Source organism: Streptomyces sp. BK208 (genome assembly GCF_004364245.1).
Taxonomy (GTDB): Bacteria; Actinomycetota; Actinomycetes; order Streptomycetales; family Streptomycetaceae; genus Streptomyces.
Window position 1 is genome coordinate 465,322 of the sequence record NZ_SOAV01000004.1, and the last position, 24,803, is coordinate 490,124.

Consider the following 24,803-nt stretch of genomic DNA (forward strand, 5'->3'; position numbering starts at 1 on the left):
AGGCGCCGGCGTCAGGAGCGGGCGCCGGGAGCCGGTGTCATCCGGTCATGCGGTCGGCCGTGCTGCGCAGGGCCGCGCCGAGGGTGGTGAGGAACAGGTCGAGCGCAGAGTCCTCGACCACGGCCGGCGGGGTCAGCCGCAGCACCCGGGTGGAGTTGAGGGAGTTGTTGACGAGCACACCGCGGGAGATCAGTTCCAGCAGGAGTTCGCCGACCGCCTGTTCTTCGGCGAACTCGATGCCGATCATCAGCCCCCGGCCGCGCACTTCGCGCACCAGTCCGCCCTCGTACGGCGCGCACACCTCCCGTACGGCGGTGAGGATGCGCAGGCCGAGCGCGGCGGCCCGGGCCACGGTGTCCTCCTCGTCCATCGCCCGCAGGGTGGCGAGGGCGGCGGCGCAGGCGATCGGCGAGGCGCCGAAGGTGGAGGTGTGCAGGTAGGGGTCGCGGCTGAACGGGGCGTAGGCCTCGGCGGTGGCGACCATCGCGGCGACCGGTACGACACCGCCGCTGAGTCCCTTGCCGACGAGCAGCACGTCCGGACGCACGCCCTCGGCGTCGACGCCCCACCAGGTGCCCAGTCGTCCCATGCCGGTCTGGATCTCGTCGACGACCAGCAGGGCGCCGTACTCCCGGCACAGCGCCTGCACCTGACTGAGGTAGCCGTGGCGCGGGATGCGTACGCCGCCCTCCCCCTGGACGGGCTCGACGATGACGCAGGCCCGGTCGCGGCGGGCGGCCAGCGCCTGTTCGAGGTCGGCCGGGTCGTCGTAGGCCACCTGAGTGACGTCCGGGAGCAGGGGCTGGAAGGGCGTCTGGTACGTGGCGTTGGCGGTGACGCTGAGCGCGCCGAGGGTCTTTCCGTGGAAGCCGCTGCGGGTGGTGATCACCGAGGAGAGTCCGTGGGCGCGGGCCAGTTTCAGGGCCGCCTCGGTGGCCTCGGCGCCGGAGTTCACGAAGTGGACGTAGTCGAGGCCGGGCGGGGTGTGGGCGGCCAGGGCCTGGGCGGCCAGGGCGGCGACGGGTTCGAGGAAGACGCGGCTGGCCAGCGGGTGGGTGTCGATCTGCCGGTGCACCGCTTCGACGACGGCCGGGTGGCGGTGGCCCATGAGGAAGACGCCGTAGCCGCCGAAGTCCAGGAAGCGGCGGCCGTCGTCGGCGTGGATCCAGGGGCCCTCGGAGCGGATCTCGGCCATGCCGCCCATGACACGGCCCATCACGGCGCGGCCGGAGCCGATGTGCTTGAGGTAGAGGTCCACGACGTCGGGCCGGTCGGTCGGGGCGGCCGTCCCGGAGCGCGGGGCGGAGGACCCTGAGGACGAGGCGGAGGACGGGGCGGAGGACCCGGCGGAGGGCGTGGCGGTCTCGGGGCGCGGCCCGGCGGTCCCGGCGGACGGGGCACAAGGACCGGAGAGCGGTCCGGCAGCCCCGGTGGACGGGGGCGACACGGTCATGACGCCACCCCGATCGGATCGGCCGCGGCGGCCCGGTTCGGGGTGAGCGGGCCGGCCCTGTCCCCCGCCCAGCTCTCCGCGTTGCGTACGAGCGCGGCCCTGATGTCGGTCCGGGTCGGGCGGGTGCCGCAGTCGGGTTCGCCGAGGGAGGTGTCGAACGGCAGGTCCCGCTGGAACACCAGCAGCAGTTCCGCGTGGTGCTCCAGCCGCCGCCGGAGGGACGCGGGCAGCGAGGTGCCCTCCAGCATGGGCAGCAGCAGCCGGTGCACGGCGTCGACGGGGACGAACCGCGGCCGCTGGGGTCGGGGCAGGCCGTGGCGTACGGCGACGTCCGCGCAGACGTCGGCGAACTCCCGCAGGCCGATGGCCTCCTTGCCGGCCGTCAGCCAGTACTCGCCGTCGGCCACACCGCCCCGGACCAGGTCGCCGATGGCCCGCGAGACGTAGTCCTGGGGCACCATGTCGATCCGGGAGTCCGGGGCTCCGGGCAGCACCGGGACCTGCCCCAGGACCATCGAGCCGATCGTCCTGGTCAGCCCCTGCTGACGGGCGATCCGCCCGCTGACGGAGTCACCCATGACGACCGAGGGCCGGACGACGGCGCCGGGCACGCCCGCCTCGCGGGTCATCTGTTCCGCCGTGGCCTTGGAGTCGAGGTAGGCGGCGGCACCCGGGAATCGCCGGCGGTCCTCCTCGGTGGGGGTGTTGGCCACGAACGCGGTACTCACCAGGTACAGCGGGGCGTCGGCCCGGGCCGCCAGGTCGAGCATGTTGTCGGCACCGCGCAGGTTGGTGCGCGTGATGTCCCCCGGCGGAGTACGCCAGTTGGTCTCGGCGGCGGAGTGCAGCACCACGTCCACCTCCAGGGCCAGTTCGTGCCAGGCCCGGGGGGTCAGGCCGAGCCGGGGAGCGACCAGGTCGCCCTGGAGTTCGCGCACCCGTGGATCGCGCAACGGTGTGTCGCGGCGCAGGCACAGCAGGTCGAAGTCGGGTGACAGCTCGTCGATCAGGGCACGTCCGAGTACTCCGGAACCGCCGGTGAGCAGCAGGGAGGGGCGGTCGCGCCGTCCCGTACGGCCGACGGGCAGGAGGGCGGGACGCTGGTTGTCTGACGGCATGGGGGGTGTGTTCTCCCAACGGGTCTCGGCCCACCGATGGTCGGTGGGGCGGGGGTCAGGCGATGGTGAGCGGCCGGTCGGCCAGGTACGCGGAGAACGGGCCGGTCATCCGGGAGCGCGACGGCGGATGCAGCGAGAGGCCGTTGGCGCAGGCGGCCAGGTGGCCCACCTCGTCGGACGTCATGAAGTTGAGCCCGCCGAGCAGTTCGACCGCGCGCGGGACGATCCGGACGATGGCGTCCTGGACGCCGTAGCGCACGGACAACGCCTGTGCGAGCGCCGACTCGTCGAGGTCACCGGCGTCGATACGCCGGGCGACGCCCTCGGCGGTGGCCGCGGCGGCCTCGGTCTCGACGAACAGGCGTACGCGCTCGTGCTCGGGGATGCGGTCGTTCAGCAACACCCGCTCCACCAGCGCGCTCGCGGCACCGAGGTAGCTGCCCGTCATCAGCGTCTGGAACCAGATCAGACCGGTCGTCTGGAGTTCGTCGAGCTGTTCACCGGAGGTCGTCGAGGTGCGCAGCAGGAGTTCCGGCGGTACGAGGACGTCGGTGAGCGTGACCTGTTCGCTCTCGGCCCCGGCCAGGAAGGCGCTGGACCAGAAGCCGCTGACGCTCAAGCCCTCACTCTCCGCGGGCACGATGGCAACGGCGAGTTCGTCGCCCTGCCCGTCCTCGCGCGGGATCATCACGCTGGCGGTGAGCAGGTCCATGGAGCGGGCCAGACTGCACGGCCGTTTGACGCCGTTGATCCGGACGCCGTCCGCGGTCACCGTGGCGGTCATCGACGGGTCGAGAACGCCGGCGCCGCTGCGGCCCTCGGCGAAGCCGGAGGCGATCACGCGGTTGGACGAGGCCACGCCCTCGATCAGCATCCACTCCAGGCCGTCGCCGAGGCCGCCGAGCCCGACCAGGGTGGCCATGGAGAAGTGGTGCATGGTGGTGGCCACGGCCAGGGACGGCGAGCGGCTGCCGATGGCCCGCTGCACGCGCAGGGCGTCGAGCGCGGTGGCGCCCCGGCCCTGGTGGGACTCGGGGACGAGCAGTCCTGGACCGCCGCTGTCCCGGAAGTGCCGGATGCCCGGGCTGCCCGGCCGCTCCAGTTCCATCAGCGGGGCCTCGCGCAGGGCGGGGTCCAGTTCGGGCAGCAGCTTCGCAAGGGTGGCGCGTTCACGCTCGAGGAATCTCATGGGCGTGCGGTCCTCCAGAAGGGGATGCATACGGAATCGGCGCGGCACTCGCGCGGCCGTGGACGCGGTGACTCAGAGGGCGTTGGTGGCGCGCAGCAACTGCCAGACCGCGCCGGGGCGGGGCTTGCCGCGGAAGGCGATGTACTCCGGCAGGACCACGTGCGGGGCCCACTTCTGCTTGTACTCGAGCTGGGAGGCGGCCGGGTAGATCACGTCGCCGTGCTCGGCCAGGAAACGGGCGAGCCGGGCGAACAGGGGGCTGGCCCCGGGCAGTTCGAGCTCCGGATCCAGCCCGGTGAACGGGGTGAAGCCGAAGTGCAGCCAGCCCGCTCCGTCGGCGGTGAGCCGTTCCATGACGGTGGCGTTGAGCGCCTCCATCACGCCGGGCGGAGCGTCGGGGCGGCGCCGGCTGAGGTCGTGCAGCCAGCCGGGGCGGCTGCCGTAGACCGGCGAGTAGTTGATGTAGCCGGCCGTCTCGCCGTCGATCCGGCCGACGAACAGGCGGCGGTGGCTCTGCAGGCTCCCGTCGCGCTGGCCGACGAGGAAGCGCAGCTCCTTGACGTGCCGGCCCTTCTCCCGCAGCCAGCACCGGTCGATCCGGTCCAGTTCGGCGCAGTCGTCGCCGGCCATGACCTCGGCGACCTCCAGGCCCGCCCGCCGGGCGCGCGAGATCTTGTTCCGCAGCCGGACGAACCGTGAACCGCGCAGCGTGAAACGGCTCAGGTCGACCGCGTACGACGCCCCCAGCTGGTTGACCGTGAAGCCGCTCGCCGCGTACAGCTCGGCGTCCGCCCGCTGCAGTTGCACGGCGACCAGCCGGCGGCCGGCGTGGGCGGCGAACGCGTCCAGCAGACGTGCCCGGTGTTCCGGCGCGGTGAACGGACCGCCGAACTGCAGTACGTAGCGGCCCGAGGTGCGATAGGCACAGGCGCCGTCGAACCCGGCGTCGTGGAAGTACGCGTTCCCGCTGTTGAGGGCGAGAAAGGAACTGGGGTTGTCGCTGTGTGCGGCGAGTGTGTCAAGCACGGACGGCATCGGCGTCCTCCACGGAAGTCCGCGCGGCGCCGTTTTCGCCGGAGACCGCCGCCGAGTGGTACCGCAGCTCGAACCTGCGGAACTCCGGCGTGGTTTCCGGCTCGAAGGCGACCCCGAAGGGTTTGAGGGAGTTCCCGAAGAGGGCCCGGTCGCCCATGAGGTGGATCGGGAGGGCCAGCAGCGCCCACTCCGGCCGGACCAACAGCGCCCACGCCCCGGCCAGGGCGCCCGCCGTGACCAGGCTGTGCATCGTGTTGTAGGCCACGTAGCAGGCGCGCGGAACGTGTCCTTCCGGGCTGCGCCGGAAGGCGATCGCGCCGGGCAGGTATCCGACGACGTCGATCACCGCGAACAGCAGCACGAAGACGGCCCAGCGGATTTCCGCGAGGTGCTGGAATGCGAGCACGAGCGATACGGTGAGAAAGCCCAGCCATTCGAGTCGGGAGAGAGCGAAGGTGGTCTTCGTCTCGAAACGGTTCTTGGCGTCCACGGGCGCTCCTGGATTGCGCTTACGATTCCGGGGCGCGGCCTCGGCCCGCCCCCTCGCTGTGGTCTGTCACTCCGGTTTACGCACCAGCGGGTCCAACCCCTCGTAAAGTGGAGCCGATTGAGAAGACGTGGTGCAGACGTGATGTCCGGGGGGACTTCTTTCATGACGCCGTCGACCGGTCCGGACGGTCCTCCGGGCTCCGCCGCCGGCAGCGCGGCCTGGGAGTTGCTGCTGCCCGCCGCCTCGGCACCGGCACGCGCGCGTGGCCGCGCCTTGCAGGAGTCCCTGCGCGACGCGGTCCGCTCGGGCCGGCTCACACCGGGCACCCGCCTCCCGTCCAGCCGGGACCTGGCGGCCGACCTCAAGGTGTCACGGGGGCTGGTGACGGAGGCATACGAGCAGCTGACGGCCGAGGGCTATCTGCGCAGCGGGCAGGGCGCGGGGACGTGGGTGGGGGACGCCGTACGGGCCGCCCGTCCACGCCCGCGTGATCTCGCCCCGCGCTCCCCCGCCGATCGCGTCGACTTCGTGCCGGGGACACCGGATCTGTCGCTCTTCCCGCGCTCGGCCTGGGCCGCCGCGCAGCGGGGCGTACTGGCGGACCTGCCGCACGAGAGCCTCGGCTATCCCGACCCGCGCGGGCTGCCCGGGCTGCGGACCGCCCTGGCCGAGCTGCTCGCGCGGCGCCGGGGTGTGGTGGCGGACCCGGAACGGATCATGGTGGTCTCCGGCGTGGCACAGGCCACCTCGCTGCTGGCGAGCGTGCTCCACGCGCGCGGGACGCGCACCGCCGGTGTCGAGGACCCCGGCAGCCCTCAGCACCACGCCCTGTACGCCGCGGCCGGCCTCGACGCCGTGCCCCTCCCCCTGGACGACGAGGGCCTCGCCACGGGCCCGCTGTACGCGTCGGACGTCCGGCTCGTGGTGACGACACCGGCCCACCAGTTCCCCACCGGGATCGCCTACTCGGCGCGGCGGCGCGCCGAACTGCTCGACTGGGCACGGTCCGTGGACGGCCTCGTCCTGGAGGACGACTACGACGGCGACTTCCGCTACGACCGTGCGCCGGTGGGCGCGCTCCAGGGGCTCGATCCGGAACGCGTCGCCTATACGGGCTCGGTCAGCAAGTCCCTCGCCCCGGGGCTGCGGCTGGGCTGGCTGCTGGTGCCCGACTGGCTGGCGGACGCCGTGGTCGAGCGCAAGCGCACCACCGACCTCGGCCACCCGACCCTCGACCAGGCGGTCTTCGCCCGCTTCGTCGAGCGTGGCGACTACGACCGCCGGCTCCGTGTCTGCCAGCGCGCCTACCGGGAGCGCCGGGACGCCCTGGTGGCCGCGCTGGCCGAGCACTTCCCCGGCTCACGGGTCACCGGCGTCGCCGCCGGCCTGCACGCCATCGCCACGCTTCCGGAGCGGTTCGGGCCCGAGGAGGGGTTCCTCGCGCGCGTGACGGAGGCGGACGTCGCGGTGCGCCCGCTGACGGCGTACGCGCACGGCGGTGCGGCCGGCGGACCGGCGGGCGAGGGTCCGGTGACGGCGAGGGAGGTGCGGCTGGTGCTGGGGTACGCGCATCTGACGCCGGGACGGATCCGGGAAGGGGTGGCGAGGATGGCACGGGCCGTGTGACGCGGCACCCGCCGCGGGTGCGCCACGGATTGCTCGGGACCCCCAGGACCCTGGGGCTCCCAGGACCCCAGGTGCGTCCGGGTGTCCCGGGCGTCCGGGGCGTCCGGGGCGTCCGGGGCGTCCGGGGCGTCCGGGGCGTCCGGGTTGTTCACCCGCAATTTCCGTGGGCGCCGCGCGGTGCCAGTAGGTCTGGCTCTGCACACTGGCTCGAACCCGGGCCCGTACACCGGCCGGATCCCGTCCCTGGAGGCGCATCCATGTCACCACGTCCGTTGCCCGCCCGCCGCAGCGTGCTGCGCGCGTCGCTCGCCACGTCGGCGGCCCTGACCCTGCCCACCACCCTCGGGGCGGCTCCGGCGTTCGCCCGTTCCGGGCGGCCGGGGGCGGGCTGGGGCGTGCAGACGGGAGACGTGACCTCCCACTCCGGTCTGGTCTGGGTGCGGTCCGACCGGCCGGCCCGGATGATCGTCGAGACGTCGGCCACCGAGTCGTTCCGCCACCCGCACCGGTGGCACGGTCCGCTGCTCGGGCGCGGCACCGACTTCACCGGCACCACCCGGCTGCGCGGCCTGCCGCCGGGCGAGCAGATCCACTACCGCGTGCTGCTCGCCGACCCGGACGACCCGCGCCGCACGGGCGAGCCGGTCACGGGCACCTTCCGCACCGTGCCGGTCCGACGCCGCGAGGGCGTGCGTTTCGTGTGGTCCGGCGACCTCGCGGGGCAGGGCTGGGGCATCAACCCGGACCTCGGCGGCTACCGCATCTACGAGGCCATGGGCGCCCTGGACCCGGACTTCTTCCTGTGCAGCGGCGACAACATCTACGCCGACGGCCCCATCGCCGCAACGGCCCCCCTGCCGGACGGCGGCACCTGGCGGAACATCACGACCGAGGAGAAGTCCAAGGTCGCCGAGACCCTCGCCGAGTTCCGCGGCAACTTCCGCTACAACCTGCTCGACGAGAACCTGCGGCGCTTCAACGCGCGGGTTCCGTCGATCGTCCAGTGGGACGACCACGAGGTCCGCAACAACTGGTACCCGGGCCAGGTGATCGCGGACACGGACGACCGGTACACGGAGAAGAGCGTCGACGTCCTGGCCGCCCGCGCCCGGCGCGCGTTCAGCGAGTACTTCCCGGTCTCCACCCTGCTCCCCGGCGCGCGCGAGGGGCGTGTGCACCGGGTGCTGCGCCAGGGCCCGCTGCTCGACGTGTTCGTGCTGGACATGCGGACCTACCGCAACGCCAACTCCCCCGGCGAGCAGACCGTGGACCCGCAGGGCATCCTGGGCCGGGAGCAGTTGGAGTGGCTGAAGCGGGAGCTGGCCCGGTCGCGCGCCGTGTGGAAGGTGATCGCGGCGGACATGCCGATCGGACTCGTCGTGCCGGACGCCACCGAGGGCGCGCCCAACATCGAGGCGATCGCGCAGGGCGATCCCGGCGCTCCGCTGGGCCGCGAGCTGCAGATCGCGGAGCTGCTGCGTTTCGTCAAGCACCGGCGGATCACCGGCACGGTGTGGCTGACGGCCGACGTGCACCACACCTCGGCCCAGCACTACCAGCCGTCGCGGGCCGCGTTCGACGACTTCGAGCCGTTCTGGGAGTTCGTGTCGGGGCCGCTCAACGCGGGCGCGTTCCCGGCGAGCGGGCTGGACGGCACCTTCGGTCCCGAACGGGTCTTCGTGAAGGCGCCGACCGCCTCGAACGTCTCGCCCGCGGGTGGTTACCAGTTCTTCGGCGAGGTCCACATCGACGGCGACAGCGCCGACATGACGGTGCGCCTGCGCGAGCAGGACGGCACGGTGCTGTTCACGAAGGTGCTGCGACCGGGCCGCGTCGGCCAGTAGTCCCGTAGCCTGTCGGGTGTGCCGCGCATCGGCGTCATCCCCCGGTGCGCGGCCGGAACGGGAGCCCGGCCCGGGGTGCCGGACCCCTCTTTACCCGTCGGTCACAGAGCGTTCGCGACCACGCAACACCCCTCCGTCACAGTGGGTGCATGAGTCGAGACATGTCCGATGTGACGGACGCCGTGGCCCACCTCTTCCAGCAGGGCACCGCGGTGCCCGCCATGCTGCTGGCCTCGGTGGCCGCCCTGATCGCCACGGCGGGCTTCCGCACCCGCTGGTCACGACGCCACGGGCAGGCGCCACCGGCGGACGATACCGGCGCCCGGCCACCGAGTGCGGAGCGGGCGGCCGGGCCCGCGCCGACCGGGCACGAGGGCGCCGGGAGCGCACTGTGGCGGATGCGGACGACGGTGCGGGACGCGCCGGGATCACTCGCCGTGCTGTGCGCCGCCCTGGCCGGCCGGCGGATCGACATCCTGAGCCTGCAGACGCATCCGCTGGCCGAGGGCACGGTGGACGAGTTCCTGCTCCGTGCCCCGGGCGAGCTGAGCGGGACGGAGCTGGCCGAGGTGGTGACGGCGGCGGGCGGTGCCCGGACCTGGACCGAGCGGGCCGATGCCCACGACCTGGTGGACGCGCCCACCCGGGTCCTGGGCCTGGCCGCCCGCACGGCCCTGGACACGGCGGAACTCCCGCTGGCCCTGCGTCAGTTGCTGGGCCGGTGCACGATCCGGTCCCTCCCCCCGGCGGCGGGCGCCGGTGCGGGTGCCGGCGACGCCGTGCCGCCGGAGGGCACGCTGGAGGACACCGTGCTGCGGCTGCGGGCCCCGGAGGGCGGGGTGATCAGCGTGGAGCGCCCCCACCTGCCGTTCACCCCGGCCGAGTTCGCACGGGCCCGGGCCCTGGTCGAGCTGGACGCCCGGCTCGGTCCGCGCATCCCGCGTGCCCGGGACGTCCTGACGCTTCCCGAGGGGAGCGACATCACGGTGCGCCGCGCCGACACGCGGGACGTTCCGGCCGCCAGGGCGATGCACGAGCGGTGCTCGGCGCAGACCCTCGGGCTGCGCTACCACGGCCCGGTGCGGGACGCCGACCGCTACCTCAACCACCTGCTCAGCCCCCGATTCGGCCGTACCCTCGCCGTGCAGACCGCGTCGGGACGGATCGTGGGGCTCGGCCACCTGTTGTGGGACGGGGACGAGACGGAGGTCGCACTGCTCGTCGAGGACGCGTGGCAGCGCCGCGGCATCGGCGGTGAACTCCTCGGCCGTCTCGTGGCGATGGCGGCGGAGACGGGCTGCGAGAGCGTCTACGCGGTCACGCAGGCGTCCAACACCGGCATGGTCGCCGCGATGCGCGGCCTGGGCCTCCCCCTCGACTACCAGATCGAGGAGGGGACCCTGGTCGTCACGGCCCGCCTGGCCCCGTCCGCCCGTCCCGGAGCGGGCGTGCCCCACGAGGAGCGGATCGGCCGGGACTGACCGGCGGCGCCGGCGCGGTCACTCGGTCCGCGCCAGCGCCTCCCGCAGCGGTATCGCCCCGGCGGCACGCTCCCCCAGCGCCCGGTCCAGGTCGGCCCACAGGTCGTCGACGTCCTCCAGGCCGACCGACAGCCGCAGCAGCCGGTCGGACACTCCGGCGCTCCGCCGGTCGTCCGCGTCGACGATGCGGTGGCTGATGGACGCCGGGTGCTGGATGAGCGTGTCGACGCTGCCGAGGCTCACCGCCGGGGTGATCAGCCGGACGCCGCCGACGACCTCGTGCGGGTCGCCGTACACCTCGAAGGAGACCATCGCGCCGCCGATCCGCGGATAGTGGACGCGGGACACCCGCGGGTCGGCGGCGAGCCGTCCGGCCAGGTCGGCGGCGTTGGCGGAGGCGGCCCTGACCCGCACGGGCAGGGTGGACAGTCCCCGCAGGAGCAGGTAGCCGGCCAGTGGGTGGAGCACTCCGCCGGTGGCGAAGCGCACCTGCCGCAGCCGCCCCGCGAACTCCTCGTCGCAGGCGACCACCCCGGCGAGCACGTCCCCGTGTCCGCCCAGGTACTTGGTGGCACTGTGCAGCACCAGACGGGCGCCGTGTTCGGCGGGGCGCTGGAGCACGGGCGTGGCGAAGGTGTTGTCCACCAGCAGCGGGACCGAACCGCAGGCATGGGCGACGGCCCGCAGGTCGACCTCGGCCAGCGTCGGATTGGCCGGCGACTCCACGAGCACCAGGCCGGTGTCCGGGCGCAGCGCGTCCGCGACGCCCGCCGGATCGGTCCAGGTGACCTCGGACCCGAGCAGCCCGGCGGTCAGCAGGTGGTCGCTGCACCCGTACAGGGGCCGGACGGCGACCACGTGCCGCAGTCCCATCGAGCCGCGCACCAGCAGGACCGCGGTCAGTGCCGCCATGCCGCTGGCGAAGGCGACGGCGGCCTCGGTCCCCTCCAGCCGGGCCAGCGCCGCCTCGAAGCGGGCGACGGTCGGGTTGCCCAGGCGGCCGTAGACCGGCGGTCCGTCCGGTTCGGCGCCGGTGGCGGCGAACGCGTCGATGCGAGCGGCCTCGCCGCGGCTGTCGTACGACGGGTAGGTCGTGGACAGGTCGATGGGCGGGGCGTGCAGTCCCCGGCCGGCGAGGTCGTCGCGGCCGGCGTGCACGGCTTCGGTGGCCAGTGCCCTGCCCGCGGGGGCGGTGGTGCGTACGTCGTCGGGTGCTGACGTGTGCCTGCGCGCTGAGTCCATGGCGGAAGAGTGAACAGTGACCGGGTCAGCGGGTGCGTGGTCCGTGCTACGTTCGGATCATGGCCGATTCCGTCGTACTGGATCCGGTGGATCTTCATCTGCTGCGGTTGCTGCAGAACGACGCCCGGACCACCTACCGCGATCTCGCCGCCCAGGTCGGTGTGGCCCCGTCGACCTGCCTGGACCGGGTGGCGCGACTGCGTCGGGCCGGGGTGATCCTCGGCCACCGGCTCGAGCTGGACCCGGCGAAGCTGGGGCGCGGTCTCCAGGCGCTGCTGCTCGTGCAGGTGCGCCCGCACCGGCGGGAGCTGGTCGGTCCTTTCGTGGAGCGGATCAGGGCGCTGCCCGAGTCCCGCACCGTCTTCCACCTCACCGGCCCCGACGACTACCTGGTGCATGTCGCGGTCGCGGACATGACGGACCTGCAGCGGCTGGTCCTGGACGAGTTCACGTCCCGGCGGGAGGTGGCCCGGGTAGAGACCCGGCTGATCTTCCAGCAGTGGGAGTGCGGCCCCCTGCTGCCGCCCGCAGGCCCCGCGGCGCCGTCGGCGGCCACGTCCGCGGCCACGCCCTGAGCGAAATCCGGCCGTCCTCGCGACCGGGCCCGGCCCACCGGGCTGACGCGGCACCGGTATCCGTATGAGGATGTCCGCATGTCAGAGACGAACAGCCCGCTGCCCCGCGAGGTCGCCGACGCGTACGTCGACGAGCTCATCGCCCTCGACCCGGTCACCGGTACCTATCTCGGTGTCGCGGAGAGTTCCAGCCGTCTCCCCGACTTCTCGCCCGCCGGGCAGGAGGCCCTCGCCGAGCTGGCCCGCACCACCCTCGCCCGGCTGGACGAGGCCGAGCGCCGGCCCGGCGGGGACAGCGACGTGGAGCGGCGCTGCGCGCGGCTGCTGCGCGAGCGCCTCACGGCCGAACTCGCGGTGCACGAGGCCGACGAGGGCCTGCGCTCGGTCGGCAACATGGGCACCGCCGCCCATTCGGTGCGCGAGGTGTTCACCCTCACCCCGACCCAGACCGAGGAGGACTGGGCCCGGGTCGCCGAGCGGCTGCGCGCGGTGCCGGCGGCGTTCGCCGGCTACCGGGAGTCCCTGTCGCTGGGCCTGGAGCGCGGGCTGTACGCGGCGCCGCGGCCGACCGCCACCTTCGTCGAGCAGCTCGGCGAGTGGGCGGACACGGGCGAAGGGCGCGGCTGGTTCGAGGACTTCGCCGCCGACGGTCCCGAGGCGCTGCGCGCGGAGCTGGACGAGGCCGCCCGGGGTGCGACCGCCGCCGTGGTGGAGCTGCGGGACTGGATGCGCGACGTGTACGCCCCGGCGATCGAGGGCGCCCCGGACACGGTGGGCCGCGAGCGCTACGCCCGCTGGTCGCGCTACTACAACGGCACGGATCTGGACCTGGACGAGGCGTACGCGTACGGCTGGGCCGAGTACCACCGTCTGCTGGCCGAGATGAAGGCCGAGGCGGAGAAGATCCTGCCGGGCGCCGAGACGCCGTGGGTGGCGCTGGCGCACCTGGACGAGCACGGCAAGCACATCGAGGGCGTGGACGAGGTCCGCGACTGGTTGCAGGGCCTGATGGACCAGGCGATCGAGCAGTTGGACGGCACGCACTTCGAACTCGCCGAGCGGGTGCGGAGGGTGGAGTCGCGCATCGCCCCGCCCGGCAGTGCGGCGGCGCCGTACTACACGTCGCCTTCGGAGGACTTCTCGCGACCCGGCCGCACCTGGCTGCCGACGATGGGCCAGACCCGGTTCCCGGTGTACGACCTGGTGTCGACCTGGTACCACGAGGGCGTCCCGGGCCACCACCTCCAGCTCGCCCAGTGGACGCACGTGGCGGAGAACCTCTCGCGCTACCAGGCGTCCGTGGGCATGGTCAGCGCCAACGCCGAGGGCTGGGCGCTGTACGCGGAGCGGCTGATGGACGAGCTGGGCTACCTCACCGACGCGGAGCAGCGCCTCGGCTACCTGGACGCGCAGATGATGCGTGCCGCCCGGGTCATCGTGGACATCGGCATGCACCTGGAGCTGGAGATCCCGGCGGACTCGCCGTTCCACCCGGGTGAGCGCTGGACGCCGAAGCTGGCGCAGGAGTTCTTCGGCGCGCACAGCAGCCGCCCTGCGGACTTCGTGGAGAGCGAGCTGACCCGGTATCTGACGATCCCGGGTCAGGCGATCGGCTACAAGCTCGGTGAGCGGGCCTGGCTGCTGGGCCGGGAGAAGGCCCGCGAGCGGCACGGTGACGCGTTCGACCCGAAGGCGTGGCACATGGCGGCCCTCTCCCAGGGTTCGCTGGGCCTGGACGACCTGGTCGACGAACTGGCGCGCCTGTAGGGCGCGTTCGGCACGGCGCTCGGCGCCGCAAGCAGCCGGAAGCCGCCGGGGGCGTGGGGCGGCGTCGGCGGTCCCGCCGCCCGGCGGGAAGGGCGCGGCGACGGCCTCGTCGTCGTGTCCCGTCAGGCACCGGTGCCCCCGGGCCGGCTACCGGTCGGCGAGCCGCCGCAGCTGTACGAGGCTCAGCCAGGTCTCGGGCCCGGGGCGCACCTCCGCCGCGCGTACCGCGTACCGGCCGGGAGCAAGGGCGACCCGCGCCCGGCCGGCGCGGTCCGAGGCGGTGCCGGGCCAGGCGGCGTCGAACAGGAGCACGGGTCCGGGCACGCGCCAGGCCACCTCGGGCTCCCACTCGGCCGCGTCGAGGGCGGCGGGGACACCGGCCAGCACCTCGGCCTCGGAGTCCGCCGCACACCAGCGGACGAAGGCTCCGTGGTCGGGGAGGTAGGCGGTGGCGGCGGGTTCGTCGCCGAGCACCAGGGCGGTGCAGTCGCCGACCGGGAGGAGCCCGACGAAGCCGTCGACCTCGCAGGCCCGGTCGTAGTCGGAGTCCGTCTCCTCGCCGTCGGCGCCGGTCCAGAACGGCAGGACGGTCTCCGGGACCGCGATCAGCGGCCCCCCGCCCGACTCGACCCACTCCACCGCGCCCGGCTCCGCGTATCGCACCATGCGGCAGAACCTACACGCAGCTCAGCAGCCGCAGTCGGCCGCGTCCACCGGGACGGTCAGCGGGTCGGCGGCGCGGCGCCCGGTACCCTGCCACGTACCGAACTCGAAGCCCTCGCGCACCCAGTACTCGAAGCCGCCCAGCATCTCCTTGACCGGGTAGCCGAGTTCGGCGAGGGCTAGGGCGGCGCGCGTCGCGCCGTTGCAGGCCGGGCCCCAGCAGTACGTCACCACCGGTACGGAGGGATCGAGGAGTTCTCCGGCCCGCTCGGCGACGAGTGCGGTGGGCAGGTGGACGGCGCCCGGGACGTGTCCCTGGTCCCAGGACTCGGTCGACCGGCAGTCCACGAGCACGAACCCCGGGTCGCCGCCGGCCGCGAGTGCGGCGGCGACGTCGGAGACGTCGGTGTGGAAGGCGAGGCTCGCCCGGAAGTGGGCGGCGCTCTCGGCGGGCGGTGCGGGGGCCACGCGCAGGACGGGGTTGACCTGTCGGGTGGCGGGGGTGGTGACGGTCATGGCGCTCCGGCCTCTCCTCGAAGGATCTTCCGGTCATGAATCTACGGTTCGCGCGACGGTGGCTGAAGGCGCCTTCCCCGGCCTGCCGCTTGTTCTGCCGGGGATTGCCTGCTATCCATCCCTGATGACCGAGTATTCCCCGGACGCCACCGACTGGCTTCTCCTCGACGCCCTTCAGCGGGACGGTCGGGCCAGCTTCGCCGAGCTGGCCCGTGCCGTCTCGATGTCCGCGAGCGCGGTGACCGAACGGGTGCGGCGACTGGAGGAGGCCGGGATCGTCCGGGGGTACACGGCGGTCGTCGACCCCGAGCGGCTCGGGCTGCCGATCCTGGCGTTCGTGCGGCTGCGCTACCCGGTCGCCAACTACAAGCCGTTCCACGACCTGGTCGCCGTCACGCCGGAGATCCTGGAGGCGCACCACGTCACGGGCGACGACTGCTTCGTCATCAAGGTCGCGGCGCGTTCGATGCGGCACCTGGAGGAGGTGTCCGGCCGGATCAGCGCCCTCGGCTCGGTCACCACGAGTGTCGTCTACTCCTCACCGCTGCCCCGCCGCCCCCTGGGCCGCTGAGACCGGCGCGGGAGCCGCCGGGGCGCTCAGCCGGCTCCCCGCTGCCGCAGTACCGATCCCGACCGCCCCTTCACGACCTCCAGTTGGGCGTGGACGCGGCGCCTCAGGTCGGCGACGTGGCTGACGATGCCGACACTGCGGTCCCGCTCGCGCAGCGCGTCGAGGACGTCCAGGACCTCGTCGAGGGTCTGGTCGTCGAGGCTGCCGAACCCCTCGTCGATGAAGAGGGTGTCCAGGCGGACGCCGCCCGCCTCGTCGGTGACCACGTCGGCAAGGCCGAGCGCGAGGGCGAGGGACGCGAAGAAGGTCTCGCCGCCCGACAGGGTGGCCGTGTCGCGCTCGCGGCCGGTCCAGGCGTCGACGACGTGCAGGCCGAGGCCGCTGCGGCCGCGTCCGGTGCGGTCGTCGGAGTGCACGAGGGTGTAGCGGCCCGAGGACATGCGCAGCAACCGGGCGGTGGCCGCGGCGGCGACCTGTTCGAGGCGGGCGGCGAGCACGTAGGACTCCAGGCGCATCCGGCGCTCGTTGTCCGCCGAGGTGCCCGCGGCGAGGGAGGCGAGGCGGGCGACCCGGGTGTGCTCCTCGCGCAGCGGGGCCAGCCCGCGTACGGAGGTGGTGGCGTGGGCGGACAGCCGGTCCAGCTCGGCGCAGCACCGGGCGGCCGCGTCGCGCGCCGAGGCCGCCTCGCGCAGGCGCCGGGCCGCGTCGGCTGCCGCCCGCTGCGCCGCGTCGGGGTCGGCGGGTGCCCGCCGGGCCGCGTCAGCGGTGTCCGCCTCGGCGAGGACCGCGCGCACGGCAGCGTCCTCGGCCTGCCAGGCGTCGAGCCGTCGTTGCAGCTCGCGGTGGGCCGTGTCGTCGAGCAGCGCGTCGGCCGCCTGCGCCGGGGTGTCGAAGCCGGCCCGGAAGGCGGCGTCGGCGAGCCGGGCGTCGGCGTCCTTGAGCCGCTGCGCGGTGTCGGCGGCGGCACGGGCGGTCTCGGCGGCCCGGGTCAGCAGCGCGGCCTGCCGCTCCACCTGCGCGGCACGCGCCGCCACGCTCTCGGCGTCACCCCGTACCCGCGTCAACTCCTCTTCCAGAGTGGCCTGTTCGCCCTCCAGTCGCTCCCGTGCCGCGATCCGGGAGGCGGACCGCACGGCGGCCTGCTGCTGGGCGGCGGCGCGCTGCTCGCGCTCGCGCTCGGCCCTCCGGAGCTCCTCCTGCGCCGCGTGCAGCCCGGAGGCGGTCGCCCGGGTCCGGGTGTACTCCCGCTCCAGGTCCTCGGCCTCTTCGGCCAGCCGTGCGGTGGGTGCGTCACCGGCTTCCGCCGTGGCCGCGGCGAGTGCCTCGCGTACGGCGCCCAGGTGCCGTTCGGCGTCCGCGCGGCGCTCGTCGGCGGCCTGGTAGGCGGCGAGGGCGCGCTCCTCCGCCTCGCGGTCGACGTGGCCCGCGGCCTTGCGGGCGGGCGCGGGGTGTTCCGTGGCACCGCACACCGTGCACGGGACGCCGTCGGTGAGGTTCGCGGCGAGTTCGGCGGCGATGCCGTGCAACCGCTGTTCCTTGAGGTCGAGCCAGTGGGCGCGGGCTGCGACGGCGTCCTCGGCCGAGGCGAGCGCCTGCCGCCGCGCCTCTTCGGTCTCGTCGGCGAGCCGGTCCCGTTGCCGTGCGGCGTCGAGCCGCCGCCGGACCGGCTCCCGTTGCAGGGCGAGTTGCTCGGCCCGGGTCGCGGCCTGCTGAGCGGCGTCGACGCGGCCCTGGATCGTGCCGCGAACGGTTTCCCAGTCGGCGAGCCAGGCCCGTGCTTCCTGGCGGACGTCGTCGTCGGCGCGTTCCTGGCGGTCGAGGCCGGCCCGCTCCTCGACCAGTGCGGTGAGGCGGTGTTCGGCGCGTCGGGCGGCTTCGAGGCCGCCCAGCTCCTCGGCGGCCCGGCGTGCGGCGGCGGCGAGTCCCGCGGCGCCCGCCTCGGCGAGGGCCGGCGGCAGCGGGAGGCGCGCGGCCTCTTCCGCTGCCGCCGCCGCCCGGTGTTCGGCGTCGGCGGTCTCCCGCAGCTCCAGCGCGGGTGCCACCGCCTCGGCCTTGCGGCCCCGCTCCATGCGCCGCTGCGCACCGCGGTGCTCGTCGGCGCGCTCCGCCAGCCGTGCGGCCCGCTCCCGTGCCTCGGCGAACCGGCGTTGCAGCCGGTCGAGTTCGCGGGCGTCGGCCAGGTCGCGCTCGGCGGCGGCCTGGGCGGACTCGGCGGCCGTGAGCCGGCAGTCGGCGACCGCAAGCAGCTCCCGCGCGGTGCAACGGGCGACGGCGGCGGCTTCGAGGACGGCTTCCGCCAGGCCCGCGTCGCCCGGCGCCAGCTCGGGCAGCTCCATGGCGCTGCCCGCGGCCTGCTGCATCCGGTGCGCGTCGGCCAGCAGCGCGGCGTCCCCTTCGCGCACCCGGGCCTCGGTCGTACGGCGCCGCTCGGCGAGGTGCTTCTCGACCTCGGCGAACCGCCGGGTGTCGAAGAGCCGGCCGAGGAGCTTGCCGCGCGCCTCCGCGTCGGCGCGCAGGAAGCGCGCGAAGTCGCCCTGGGGCAACAGCACCACCTGGCAGAACTGCTCGCGGCTCATCCCGAGCAGTTGCGTGATCTCCTCGCCGATCTCCTGGTGGGAGCGGCTGAGGTCCTTCCAGGCACGGCTCGTCGCGTCGTACTCGCGCAGCCAGGTCTGGGCCTTGTCGACGGTCGTGCCCTTGCCGCGGAGCTTCGGCCGCTCCCAGGGCGGCTGCCGGGTGATCTCCAGCCGGCGCTCCGCGACGGTCAGCTCGAGGCGCACCTCGGTGCGGGTGCCGACGGCCGCGTGGTCGCTGCGCAGCGTCATGCCCTGGCCGCCGCCCTGCCGGGCGCCCGGCACCGAGCCGTACAGCGCGTAGCAGACGGCGTCGAGCACGGAGGTCTTGCCGGCGCCGGTGGGGCCGTGCAGCAGGAACAGTCCGGCGGCCGAGAGGTCGTCGAAGTCGACGCTCTGCGAGGCGCCGAAGGGTCCGAAGGCGGTGATGTCCAGCCGGTGCAGCCTCACCGGGCCACCTCCCGCACGGTGTCGTCCGCGCGCACCGCGTCGAAGGCGTCCCGCAGCACGCCCTGTTCGCGGCCGTCGGGCCCGGCGCCGCGCACGTGGGTCACGAAGTCCTCGGCGATCTGCTGGTCGGTGCGGTCGGCGAGGCGCCGGGCGTAGGACACGCCGGGCTCGTCGGGGGCGCGCTCGGGGTCGAAGAGGAGGCTGAGCGTGTGCGGGAACCGCTCCGTGAGCCGGGCCATGGGCTCGTCCGGGCGGACCGGGTCGGTGAGGGTCGCCTCGATCCACGCGTCCTCGTGCGCGGCCAGCTCCGGGTCGGCGAGCAGGTCCGCCAGCGTGCCGCGCAGCCGGGCCAGCGCCCGCGGGACCGGGCAGTCGACGCGCTCGGCGGTGACCGACCCCTCGGCGTCCAGGTCGACGAGCCACATGCTTTTGCGGTGCATGTGCTCCGAGAAGGAGTAGGGCAGCGGGGAGCCGGAGTAGCGGACGCGGCCGGTGAGGGTCTGGCAGCCGTGCAGGTGCCCGAGCGCGACGTAGTCGACGCCGTCGAAGACGCCACAGGGCACGGCGGCGACGCCGCCGACGGTGATGTCCCGCTCGCTGTCGCTCTGCTCGCCGCCGGTGACGAAGGCGTGCGCGAGGACGACGGAACGGGTGCCCGGCGCACGCGTGGCGAGGTCGGCGCGCACCCGGTCCATGGCGGCGGCGAGCACCGGCTCGTGCCCCGCCTTCTCGACGCCGAACTCGGTCTTCACCAGCGCGGGTTCGAGGTACGGCAGCCCGTAGAAGGCCACGTCCCCGTGGGCGTCGGACAGCAGCACGGGGGTGCCGCAGCCCGCCGGGTCGGTGCGCAGGTGGATGCCGGCCCGGTCGATGAGCCCGGCGCCGACACCGAGGCGGCGGGCCGAGTCGTGGTTGCCGGAGATCATCACCGTCGGTACGCCGAGGTCGGCGAGGCGGTGCAGGGCGTCGTCGAACAGCTCGACGGCGGCGAGCGGCGGCACCGCCCGGTCGTACACGTCTCCCGACACGACCACGGCGTCGACGGCGTGCTCGCGCACGGTCTCGACGAGGTGGCCGATGAACCCGGCCTGGGCGCCGAGCATGTTCACCCGGTGGAACGCCCGGCCGAGGTGCCAGTCGGAGGTGTGCAGGAGTCGCATGACCCCCGAGACTAACGGGAGGGTCCGACAGCCCGGGCGGTAACTCCCGTTTCGCCCCTCGCACCGACCGCACCACGCCCCGTTACGACCTGGTTGTCCGACTTGTCACGCGTCCCCGTAGGCCTCTCCGCCCAGCTCGAACCCGGCGGATCCGGCGGTGGCGTCCGCGAGCCAGGAGCGGAAGGCGCCCACGTCGGCCTCCGGCAGGCCGACCTCGATCGTGACGGCCTCGGCGTAGCGCACGTCGCGCACCGCGCGGCCCGCGGTGCGCAGGTCGTTCTGGAGCTTGCCGGCCCGCTGGTGGTCGACGGTCACCGTGGCGAGGCGGAACCGGCGCCGGGTGAGCGTCCCGAGGTCGTCCAGGGCCTCGCCGACCGCGCCGCCGTAGGCGCGGATCAGCCCGCCCGCGCCGAGCTTGACGCCGCCGTAGTAGCGGGTGACGACGGCGACGACGTACCGCATGTCGCGGCGCAGCAGCATCTGGAGCATCGGGACGCCCGCGGTGCCGCCCGGCTCTCCGTCGTCACTCGCCTTCTGGACGGCGGCGTCGGCCCCCACGACGTACGCCCAGCAGTTGTGCGTGGCGTCCGCGTGCTCCTTGCGGACGCCCGCGATGAACGCCTGGGCGTCCTGCTCGGTGGCGGCCGGGGCGAGGGAGCACAGGAAGCGCGAGCGGTTGATCTCGGTCTCGTGCACACCCGCGCGGGCGACGGTGCGGTACTCGTCCTGCATCCGGCCAGCCTATGCGCTCGTCGCGGCGCACCTGCCGGGGGCGCCGCCGCGGCCCGCGGTGACGTCCGGCGTCACGGTGCGGTCCCGACGTCCCGGGTGAGGTGGAGGCCGAGGAAGCGGTCGGCGTACGCGAAGATCTCGAACCGGGCTCCGTCCGGCAGGTCCGGGTCGGTCTCCACCCGGTGCAGGACGCTCAGCACCGCGGGCGCGTCCAGGTCCTCCTCCCAGGCGGCCCGCAGCCGGTCGCGCACCTCGGCCGGTACCGGTCGCGAGGGCTGCCGGGCCCAGTCGGCGACCGCGCGGCGCAGGCGGGCGAGGGTGGCCCGGGACGCGTCCAGCGCGGTCGCGTCCAGCTCCACGCGCGCGTGGTGGTGCCGTTCCAGCAGGGCAAGGCGCACGGCGTCGGGGTCCGCGAGATCGAGGGCGGCGGGGTGCACGGGGCCGACGGCGACCGTGGCCGCGTCCGGGGCGTCCCCGCCGTCGCCCCGCACGCGGACGCCCTGCCCGGCGCCGGGGCCGTGGCCCGCTGCGGCGTCCTCGAAGGGCCGGACGCCGAGGGCGGCGGCGTCCTCACGCAGCCGGTCCCCGCCGGCGGCGCCGGTCAGCACCGCCCACACGGGCGTGCCGTCGAGTTCCAGGGCGCGCACCAGCAGGTCCGCGACCAGCAGGACGCGCAGGGCGGTGCCGTCACGCCCCGGCACGTGCGCCTCGACACGGGTCGGCGCGCGCCGGGCGGGCGCGGCGGGGACGGTCTCTCCGGTACGGGCGTCGATGATGCGCAGCACGAGGCGAGCGTAGGCGGGGCGGGGCGGCGGCGCACCGGGGCGCGCTCGCCGGCCGCACTTCCGGAGGGCGGGAATCCCGGCACGTCGCCGTCCGTTGTCCCGACCGGGTGGCCCGATCCGCGGGCCGCCCGGAGTGCGAGGAGGCCACCGGTGTACGGCGACGAGGCTACCGTCCGCAAGATCCTCACCGAGCTGGGCGACACCTGGGCCGTGGTGGGCCTGTCGAACAACCGGCAGCGCGCGGCGTACGGCGTCGCCGAGGTGCTGCAGCGCTTCGGCAAGCGCGTCGTGCCCGTGCATCCCAAGGCGGAGACGGTGCACGGCGAGCAGGGGTACGCCTCGCTCGCGGACGTCCCGTTCGACGTGGACGTCGTGGACGTCTTCGTCAACAGCGAGCTGGCCGGAGCGGTCGCCGACGACGCGGTCGCCAAGGGCGCGAGGGCCGTCTGGTTCCAGCTCGGCGTGGTCGACGAGGCGGCGTACGACCGGACCCGGGCCGCGGGTCTCGACATGGTGATGGACCGCTGCCCGGCCATCGAGATCCCGCGACTGGGCTGATCAACTGGGCTGATCAGCCGGGCGGCTTCCCGGTCCGTGTACCGCGCACGCCGGTGGAGTGCGGCCGGGCCCCCTCGGTGGTCCGACCGCTCTTCGGCCTTGTCGCCCCGCTCACCGCGGGCGCCGGTGGCCGCGGGGCGGGGCCGCCCCGTCCTCTCCCGCACGAGGGCGTCCCCGCCGTTCCCGTGGAGTCGCCCCGCCGTCATAATGTGCGCGTGCCCACGCCTTCCCCCCACGCCGGCTCCGCCGCGCCACGGCGCTTTCCCGTCGTCGTGGTGGGTGCCGGTCCCGCCGGACTGACCGTCGGCAACATCCTGCGCGCCGCGGGCGTCGACTGCCTGGTGCTGGAGACCGAGACCCGCGAGTTCGTCGAGCGCCGACCGCGGGCCGGGGTCATCGAGGAGTGGGCCGTACGCGGTCTGGAGCGGCGCGGGCTGGCCCAAACCCTGCTGCGGCAGACACAGACGCACACCGAGTGCGAGTTCCGCTTCGCCGGTGAGCGGTACCGCTTCGCCTACACGGAGCTGACGGGACGTCATCACTACTTCTACCCGCAGCAGTTCCTGGTGACGGACCTGGTCAGGGAGTACGCGGACGTGCGGGGCGGGGAGATCCGGTTCGGTGTGCGGGAGGTGCGCCTGCACGGGACCGGGTCCGGGCGGCCGTCGGTGTCGTACGTGTGCCCGCACTCGGGTGAACGCCAGGTCGTGGAGGCGGACTTCGTCGCGGGCTGCGACGGTGCGCGCGGTGTGACGCGGGCGTCGCTGCCTGCCGGGCGGGCCCGCATCGCCCGCCACGACTACGGCGTCGGCTGGCTGGCGCTGCTGGCCGAGGCGCCGCCGTCCTCGGAGTGCGTGGTGTTCGGCATGCATCCACGGGGTTTCGCCGGGCACATGGCGCGCGGCCCCGAGGTGACCCGCTACTACCTCCAGTGTCCGCCGGGCGACGACCCGGAGAACTGGCCGCACGAACGGGTCTGGGCCGAGCTGCGGGCACGGCTCGACGCGAAGGACGCACCGCCGCTCCGCGAGGGGCGGCTGATCGAGAAGCGCGTGCTGGACATGCACGGCTATGTGGTGGAGCCGATGGCGTTCGGGCGGCTCTTCCTGGCCGGGGACGCGGCCCACCTGACCGCGCCCGTCGCGGCCAAGGGCCTGAACCTCGCTCTGCACGACGCCTTCCTGCTCGGCGACGGGCTGGTCGCCTCCCTGACGAAGGGCGACGACTCGGCGCTGTCCGGCTACTCGGCAGCGTGCCTGGCCCGGGTGTGGGACTACCAGGAGTTCTCCCGGTGGCTCGCGGAGATGTACCACGGCACGGCGTCGGGGGACGCCTTCCGCGCGGGTGCCGCCCGGGCACGGCTGCACCGCCTGTTCTCCTCGCCGGTCGCGGCGGCGGAGTTCGCCGAGCGGTACCTCGGCGTGCGGACGACCGGCTGAGCGCCCGGCCGGACGGGCACGCCGGGCCAGGCCGCCGTACGGCACGGCGGTGGCCGGGCCGTTCAGCGTCACGCCAGACCAGGCCGTTCAGCCGTACGGCGGCCGGTCGCCGAGCCGGTGGCCGGCCGCGTTCAGCGCGACGCCTGCCGGACGGCGTGGCTTCCCGTCGGGCAGGGAGTACACGGCCTGGTGCCCTTTTTCCTGGCGTTCGTCCACCACGCGCCCGCGGGACGGTCAGGCGGTGCCAAGACCGTCCAGGACCTCGGCGCCGGGCAGCTCCGCGAAGGCCTTGCCGGGCACGAGCAGCTTGCCGCGCCGGCGTCCGCTGCCGACGAGCACGTACGGCAGGTCGACGACGGCCGAGTCGACGAGCACGGGCCAGTCGCCGGGCAGGCCGATCGGCGTGATGCCGCCGTACTCCATGCCGGTCTCGCCGGTGGCCGTGTCCATCGGGGCGAAGGAGGCCTTGCGCGCACCGAGGTGACGGCGCACGACGCCGTTGACGTCGACCCGGGTGGTGGAGAGCACCACGCAGGCGGCGAGCGTCGTGCCGGCGCCCCGCTTGCCGTTGACGACCACGCAGTTGGCGGACTGTTCGAGCAGCTCACGGCCGTAGTGCTCGACGAAGGTCGCGGTGTCGGCCCATTCCGGTTCGGTGTCGACGTAGAGGATCTGGTCGGCCGGGACGGTTCCGCTCCAGCGCCGTACGGCGTCGGCGACCGGGCGGGTCAGGTCGTCGAGGCGGTCCGGGGCGGGCGTGGCGCTGTCGAAGTTCCCGATGGGTGCGTGCATGGCGGCACGCTAGCAACGGCGCGCGGTGCGGCGATCGGCCGTCTCAGCGGACGGGCGGCACCGAGACCGCCATGATCATGTCCATCGGTCCGTCGCCCTCGTTGCCGTACGTGTGCGGGGTGTCGGACGGGAAGGAGGCACTCGCACCCGTCGGCACGCGGTGAGCGGTCCCGTCCACGGTGAGGGTGAGTTCCCCGGCGGTGACGTGCACCAGCTCGACCGTGCCGGTGGGGTGCGGGTCGGAGGGGCTGTTGTCGCCCGGCATCAGCCGCCACTCCCACATCTCCAGCGGGCCGGGCGCCTCCACCCCGGCGAGGAGGCGGCTGAAGCTCCCGGCGTCCGTGTGCCAGAGGCGCACGGCCTGTTCGGCCGGGACGACGCGGACCGTGGGGCCCTGCTCCCAGTCGAGCAGCGTGGTGATGCTGACGCCGAGCGCGTCGCCGATCTTGACGACGGTGCCGAGACTGGGGTTGGTGCGCGCCTGTTCGATCTGGATGAGCATGCCCCGGCTGACACCGGCGCGCGCGGCCAGCGCCTCCAGCGTGAAGCCGCGCTCGGCGCGCCAGCGCTTGACGTTGCGCGCCAGGGAATGGGTCAGCAGGTCGAGGTCCGCCACGTTCCGTCCAGGGACTCGTACAGGTGCGTGCATGAGGGTGGATGAGAGGGTGCAGCGCGGTGAACCACGGTCGACTGCACCGGAAGGTCCACCGAACTGTACTGCGACGCGACCGGCTCATGACAGCG

The 24,803-nt window shown here is 74.2% G+C and carries 22 protein-coding genes; 8 read left to right on the forward strand and 14 right to left on the reverse strand.

Annotated features, from left to right (window positions below; all coding sequences use genetic code 11):
- Positions 1-37: 37 nt before the first annotated feature.
- The 5 genes from EV562_RS13145 to EV562_RS13170 all read right to left on the reverse strand — a co-directional run bounded on the left by EV562_RS13145 (position 38) and on the right by EV562_RS13170 (position 5,285).
- On the reverse strand, positions 38-1,453 hold the full coding sequence (locus EV562_RS13145; protein ID WP_243860044.1) for an aminotransferase class III-fold pyridoxal phosphate-dependent enzyme: 1,416 nt from the start codon (positions 1,451-1,453) through the stop codon (positions 38-40).
- Positions 1,450-2,571: an SDR family oxidoreductase gene (locus tag EV562_RS13155; RefSeq protein WP_133886962.1), complete on the reverse strand. Its 1,122-nt coding sequence runs from the start codon at positions 2,569-2,571 to the stop codon at positions 1,450-1,452. Before EV562_RS13155 ends, EV562_RS13145 begins: the two co-directional genes overlap by 4 nt.
- A gap of 55 nt (positions 2,572-2,626) precedes the next feature.
- Positions 2,627-3,760: an acyl-CoA dehydrogenase family protein gene (locus EV562_RS13160; protein ID WP_133886963.1), complete on the reverse strand. Its 1,134-nt coding sequence runs from the start codon at positions 3,758-3,760 to the stop codon at positions 2,627-2,629.
- A gap of 72 nt (positions 3,761-3,832) precedes the next feature.
- Positions 3,833-4,795 (reverse strand): DUF2156 domain-containing protein, encoded by a 963-nt coding sequence (locus EV562_RS13165; RefSeq protein WP_133886964.1) that lies wholly within the window; start codon positions 4,793-4,795, stop codon positions 3,833-3,835.
- On the reverse strand, positions 4,779-5,285 hold the full coding sequence (locus EV562_RS13170; protein ID WP_133886965.1) for a hypothetical protein: 507 nt from the start codon (positions 5,283-5,285) through the stop codon (positions 4,779-4,781). The genes EV562_RS13165 and EV562_RS13170 overlap by 17 nt, the downstream gene beginning before the upstream one ends.
- Positions 5,286-5,447: 162 nt before the next feature.
- Here EV562_RS13170 and EV562_RS13175 point away from each other — a divergent pair, with 162 nt between their 5' ends.
- From EV562_RS13175 to EV562_RS13185, 3 genes are all read left to right on the forward strand, one after another.
- Complete coding sequence (locus EV562_RS13175) at positions 5,448-6,911, forward strand: PLP-dependent aminotransferase family protein (protein ID WP_133886966.1); 1,464 nt, start codon at positions 5,448-5,450, stop codon at positions 6,909-6,911.
- 257 nt (positions 6,912-7,168) lie between these two features.
- Positions 7,169-8,755 (forward strand): alkaline phosphatase D family protein, encoded by a 1,587-nt coding sequence (locus EV562_RS13180; RefSeq protein ID WP_133886967.1) that lies wholly within the window; start codon positions 7,169-7,171, stop codon positions 8,753-8,755.
- 161 nt (positions 8,756-8,916) lie between these two features.
- Positions 8,917-10,236, forward strand: coding sequence for a GNAT family N-acetyltransferase (locus tag EV562_RS13185; RefSeq protein WP_133886968.1), 1,320 nt, complete (start codon positions 8,917-8,919; stop codon positions 10,234-10,236).
- 18 nt (positions 10,237-10,254) lie between these two features.
- Here EV562_RS13185 and EV562_RS13190 read toward each other — a convergent pair whose 3' ends face one another.
- On the reverse strand, positions 10,255-11,478 hold the full coding sequence (locus EV562_RS13190) for a PLP-dependent transferase (protein WP_133886969.1): 1,224 nt from the start codon (positions 11,476-11,478) through the stop codon (positions 10,255-10,257).
- Positions 11,479-11,537: 59 nt separating this feature from the next.
- On the opposite strand from EV562_RS13190, the gene EV562_RS13195 reads away from it, so the two are divergent.
- Together EV562_RS13195 and EV562_RS13200 are read left to right on the forward strand one after the other, a co-directional pair.
- Positions 11,538-12,053, forward strand: a complete 516-nt coding sequence (locus tag EV562_RS13195; RefSeq protein ID WP_133886970.1) for an Lrp/AsnC family transcriptional regulator — start codon at positions 11,538-11,540, stop codon at positions 12,051-12,053.
- Positions 12,054-12,131: 78 nt separating this feature from the next.
- The gene (locus EV562_RS13200; protein WP_133886971.1) at positions 12,132-13,820 is read left to right on the forward strand and encodes a DUF885 domain-containing protein; all 1,689 of its coding nucleotides are present in this window, start codon (positions 12,132-12,134) and stop codon (positions 13,818-13,820) included.
- A gap of 147 nt (positions 13,821-13,967) precedes the next feature.
- Here EV562_RS13200 and EV562_RS13205 read toward each other — a convergent pair whose 3' ends face one another.
- On the reverse strand, positions 13,968-14,486 hold the full coding sequence (locus EV562_RS13205; RefSeq protein ID WP_133886972.1) for an immunity 21 family protein: 519 nt from the start codon (positions 14,484-14,486) through the stop codon (positions 13,968-13,970).
- 21 nt (positions 14,487-14,507) lie between these two features.
- Positions 14,508-14,999 (reverse strand): rhodanese-like domain-containing protein, encoded by a 492-nt coding sequence (locus EV562_RS13210; protein WP_133886973.1) that lies wholly within the window; start codon positions 14,997-14,999, stop codon positions 14,508-14,510.
- Positions 15,000-15,123: 124 nt separating this feature from the next.
- Here EV562_RS13210 and EV562_RS13215 point away from each other — a divergent pair, with 124 nt between their 5' ends.
- Positions 15,124-15,570 (forward strand): Lrp/AsnC family transcriptional regulator, encoded by a 447-nt coding sequence (locus tag EV562_RS13215; RefSeq protein ID WP_133886974.1) that lies wholly within the window; start codon positions 15,124-15,126, stop codon positions 15,568-15,570.
- A 26-nt stretch (positions 15,571-15,596) separates the two neighbouring features.
- Here the strand turns inward: EV562_RS13215 and EV562_RS13220 are convergent, their stop codons facing one another.
- The 4 genes from EV562_RS13220 to EV562_RS13235 form a co-directional block, all read right to left on the reverse strand.
- Positions 15,597-18,593: an SMC family ATPase gene (locus tag EV562_RS13220; protein ID WP_133886975.1), complete on the reverse strand. Its 2,997-nt coding sequence runs from the start codon at positions 18,591-18,593 to the stop codon at positions 15,597-15,599.
- Positions 18,590-19,753: an exonuclease SbcCD subunit D gene (locus tag EV562_RS13225; RefSeq protein ID WP_133886976.1), complete on the reverse strand. Its 1,164-nt coding sequence runs from the start codon at positions 19,751-19,753 to the stop codon at positions 18,590-18,592. The genes EV562_RS13220 and EV562_RS13225 overlap by 4 nt, the downstream gene beginning before the upstream one ends.
- Positions 19,754-19,858: 105 nt before the next feature.
- Positions 19,859-20,485 (reverse strand): YigZ family protein, encoded by a 627-nt coding sequence (locus tag EV562_RS13230; protein ID WP_133886977.1) that lies wholly within the window; start codon positions 20,483-20,485, stop codon positions 19,859-19,861.
- A 71-nt stretch (positions 20,486-20,556) separates the two neighbouring features.
- Positions 20,557-21,270 (reverse strand): hypothetical protein, encoded by a 714-nt coding sequence (locus tag EV562_RS13235; protein ID WP_166661745.1) that lies wholly within the window; start codon positions 21,268-21,270, stop codon positions 20,557-20,559.
- Positions 21,271-21,420: 150 nt separating this feature from the next.
- Between EV562_RS13235 and EV562_RS13240 the strand changes: the two genes are divergently transcribed.
- A complete protein-coding gene (locus EV562_RS13240; RefSeq protein WP_133886978.1) occupies positions 21,421-21,828 on the forward strand; it encodes a CoA-binding protein in 408 nt (135 codons plus the stop codon).
- Between the two features lie 215 nt (positions 21,829-22,043).
- On the forward strand, positions 22,044-23,267 hold the full coding sequence (locus tag EV562_RS13245; RefSeq protein WP_133886979.1) for a 4-hydroxybenzoate 3-monooxygenase: 1,224 nt from the start codon (positions 22,044-22,046) through the stop codon (positions 23,265-23,267).
- Between the two features lie 234 nt (positions 23,268-23,501).
- Here the strand turns inward: EV562_RS13245 and EV562_RS13250 are convergent, their stop codons facing one another.
- Both EV562_RS13250 and EV562_RS13255 read right to left on the reverse strand, forming a co-directional pair.
- Positions 23,502-24,059, reverse strand: a complete 558-nt coding sequence (locus tag EV562_RS13250; RefSeq protein ID WP_133886980.1) for a YbaK/EbsC family protein — start codon at positions 24,057-24,059, stop codon at positions 23,502-23,504.
- A gap of 43 nt (positions 24,060-24,102) precedes the next feature.
- Complete coding sequence (locus EV562_RS13255) at positions 24,103-24,675, reverse strand: XRE family transcriptional regulator (protein ID WP_166661746.1); 573 nt, start codon at positions 24,673-24,675, stop codon at positions 24,103-24,105.
- Between the last annotated feature and the right edge of the window lie 128 nt (positions 24,676-24,803).

Coding starts and splice junctions, on each gene's coding strand:
- EV562_RS13155 (WP_133886962.1), bottom strand. CDS start 2,571: ATGCCGTCAGACAACCAGCGTCCCGCCCTCCTGCCCGTCGGCCGTACG.
- EV562_RS13215 (WP_133886974.1), top strand. CDS start 15,124: ATGACCGAGTATTCCCCGGACGCCACCGACTGGCTTCTCCTCGACGCC.
- EV562_RS13165 (WP_133886964.1), bottom strand. CDS start 4,795: ATGCCGTCCGTGCTTGACACACTCGCCGCACACAGCGACAACCCCAGT.
- EV562_RS13230 (WP_133886977.1), bottom strand. CDS start 20,485: ATGCAGGACGAGTACCGCACCGTCGCCCGCGCGGGTGTGCACGAGACC.
- EV562_RS13145 (WP_243860044.1), bottom strand. CDS start 1,453: ATGACCGTGTCGCCCCCGTCCACCGGGGCTGCCGGACCGCTCTCCGGT.
- EV562_RS13210 (WP_133886973.1), bottom strand. CDS start 14,999: ATGACCGTCACCACCCCCGCCACCCGACAGGTCAACCCCGTCCTGCGC.
- EV562_RS13250 (WP_133886980.1), bottom strand. CDS start 24,059: ATGCACGCACCCATCGGGAACTTCGACAGCGCCACGCCCGCCCCGGAC.
- EV562_RS13205 (WP_133886972.1), bottom strand. CDS start 14,486: ATGGTGCGATACGCGGAGCCGGGCGCGGTGGAGTGGGTCGAGTCGGGC.
- EV562_RS13190 (WP_133886969.1), bottom strand. CDS start 11,478: ATGGACTCAGCGCGCAGGCACACGTCAGCACCCGACGACGTACGCACC.
- EV562_RS13175 (WP_133886966.1), top strand. CDS start 5,448: ATGACGCCGTCGACCGGTCCGGACGGTCCTCCGGGCTCCGCCGCCGGC.
- EV562_RS13195 (WP_133886970.1), top strand. CDS start 11,538: ATGGCCGATTCCGTCGTACTGGATCCGGTGGATCTTCATCTGCTGCGG.
- EV562_RS13225 (WP_133886976.1), bottom strand. CDS start 19,753: ATGCGACTCCTGCACACCTCCGACTGGCACCTCGGCCGGGCGTTCCAC.
- EV562_RS13185 (WP_133886968.1), top strand. CDS start 8,917: ATGTCCGATGTGACGGACGCCGTGGCCCACCTCTTCCAGCAGGGCACC.
- EV562_RS13180 (WP_133886967.1), top strand. CDS start 7,169: ATGTCACCACGTCCGTTGCCCGCCCGCCGCAGCGTGCTGCGCGCGTCG.
- EV562_RS13160 (WP_133886963.1), bottom strand. CDS start 3,760: ATGAGATTCCTCGAGCGTGAACGCGCCACCCTTGCGAAGCTGCTGCCC.
- EV562_RS13200 (WP_133886971.1), top strand. CDS start 12,132: ATGTCAGAGACGAACAGCCCGCTGCCCCGCGAGGTCGCCGACGCGTAC.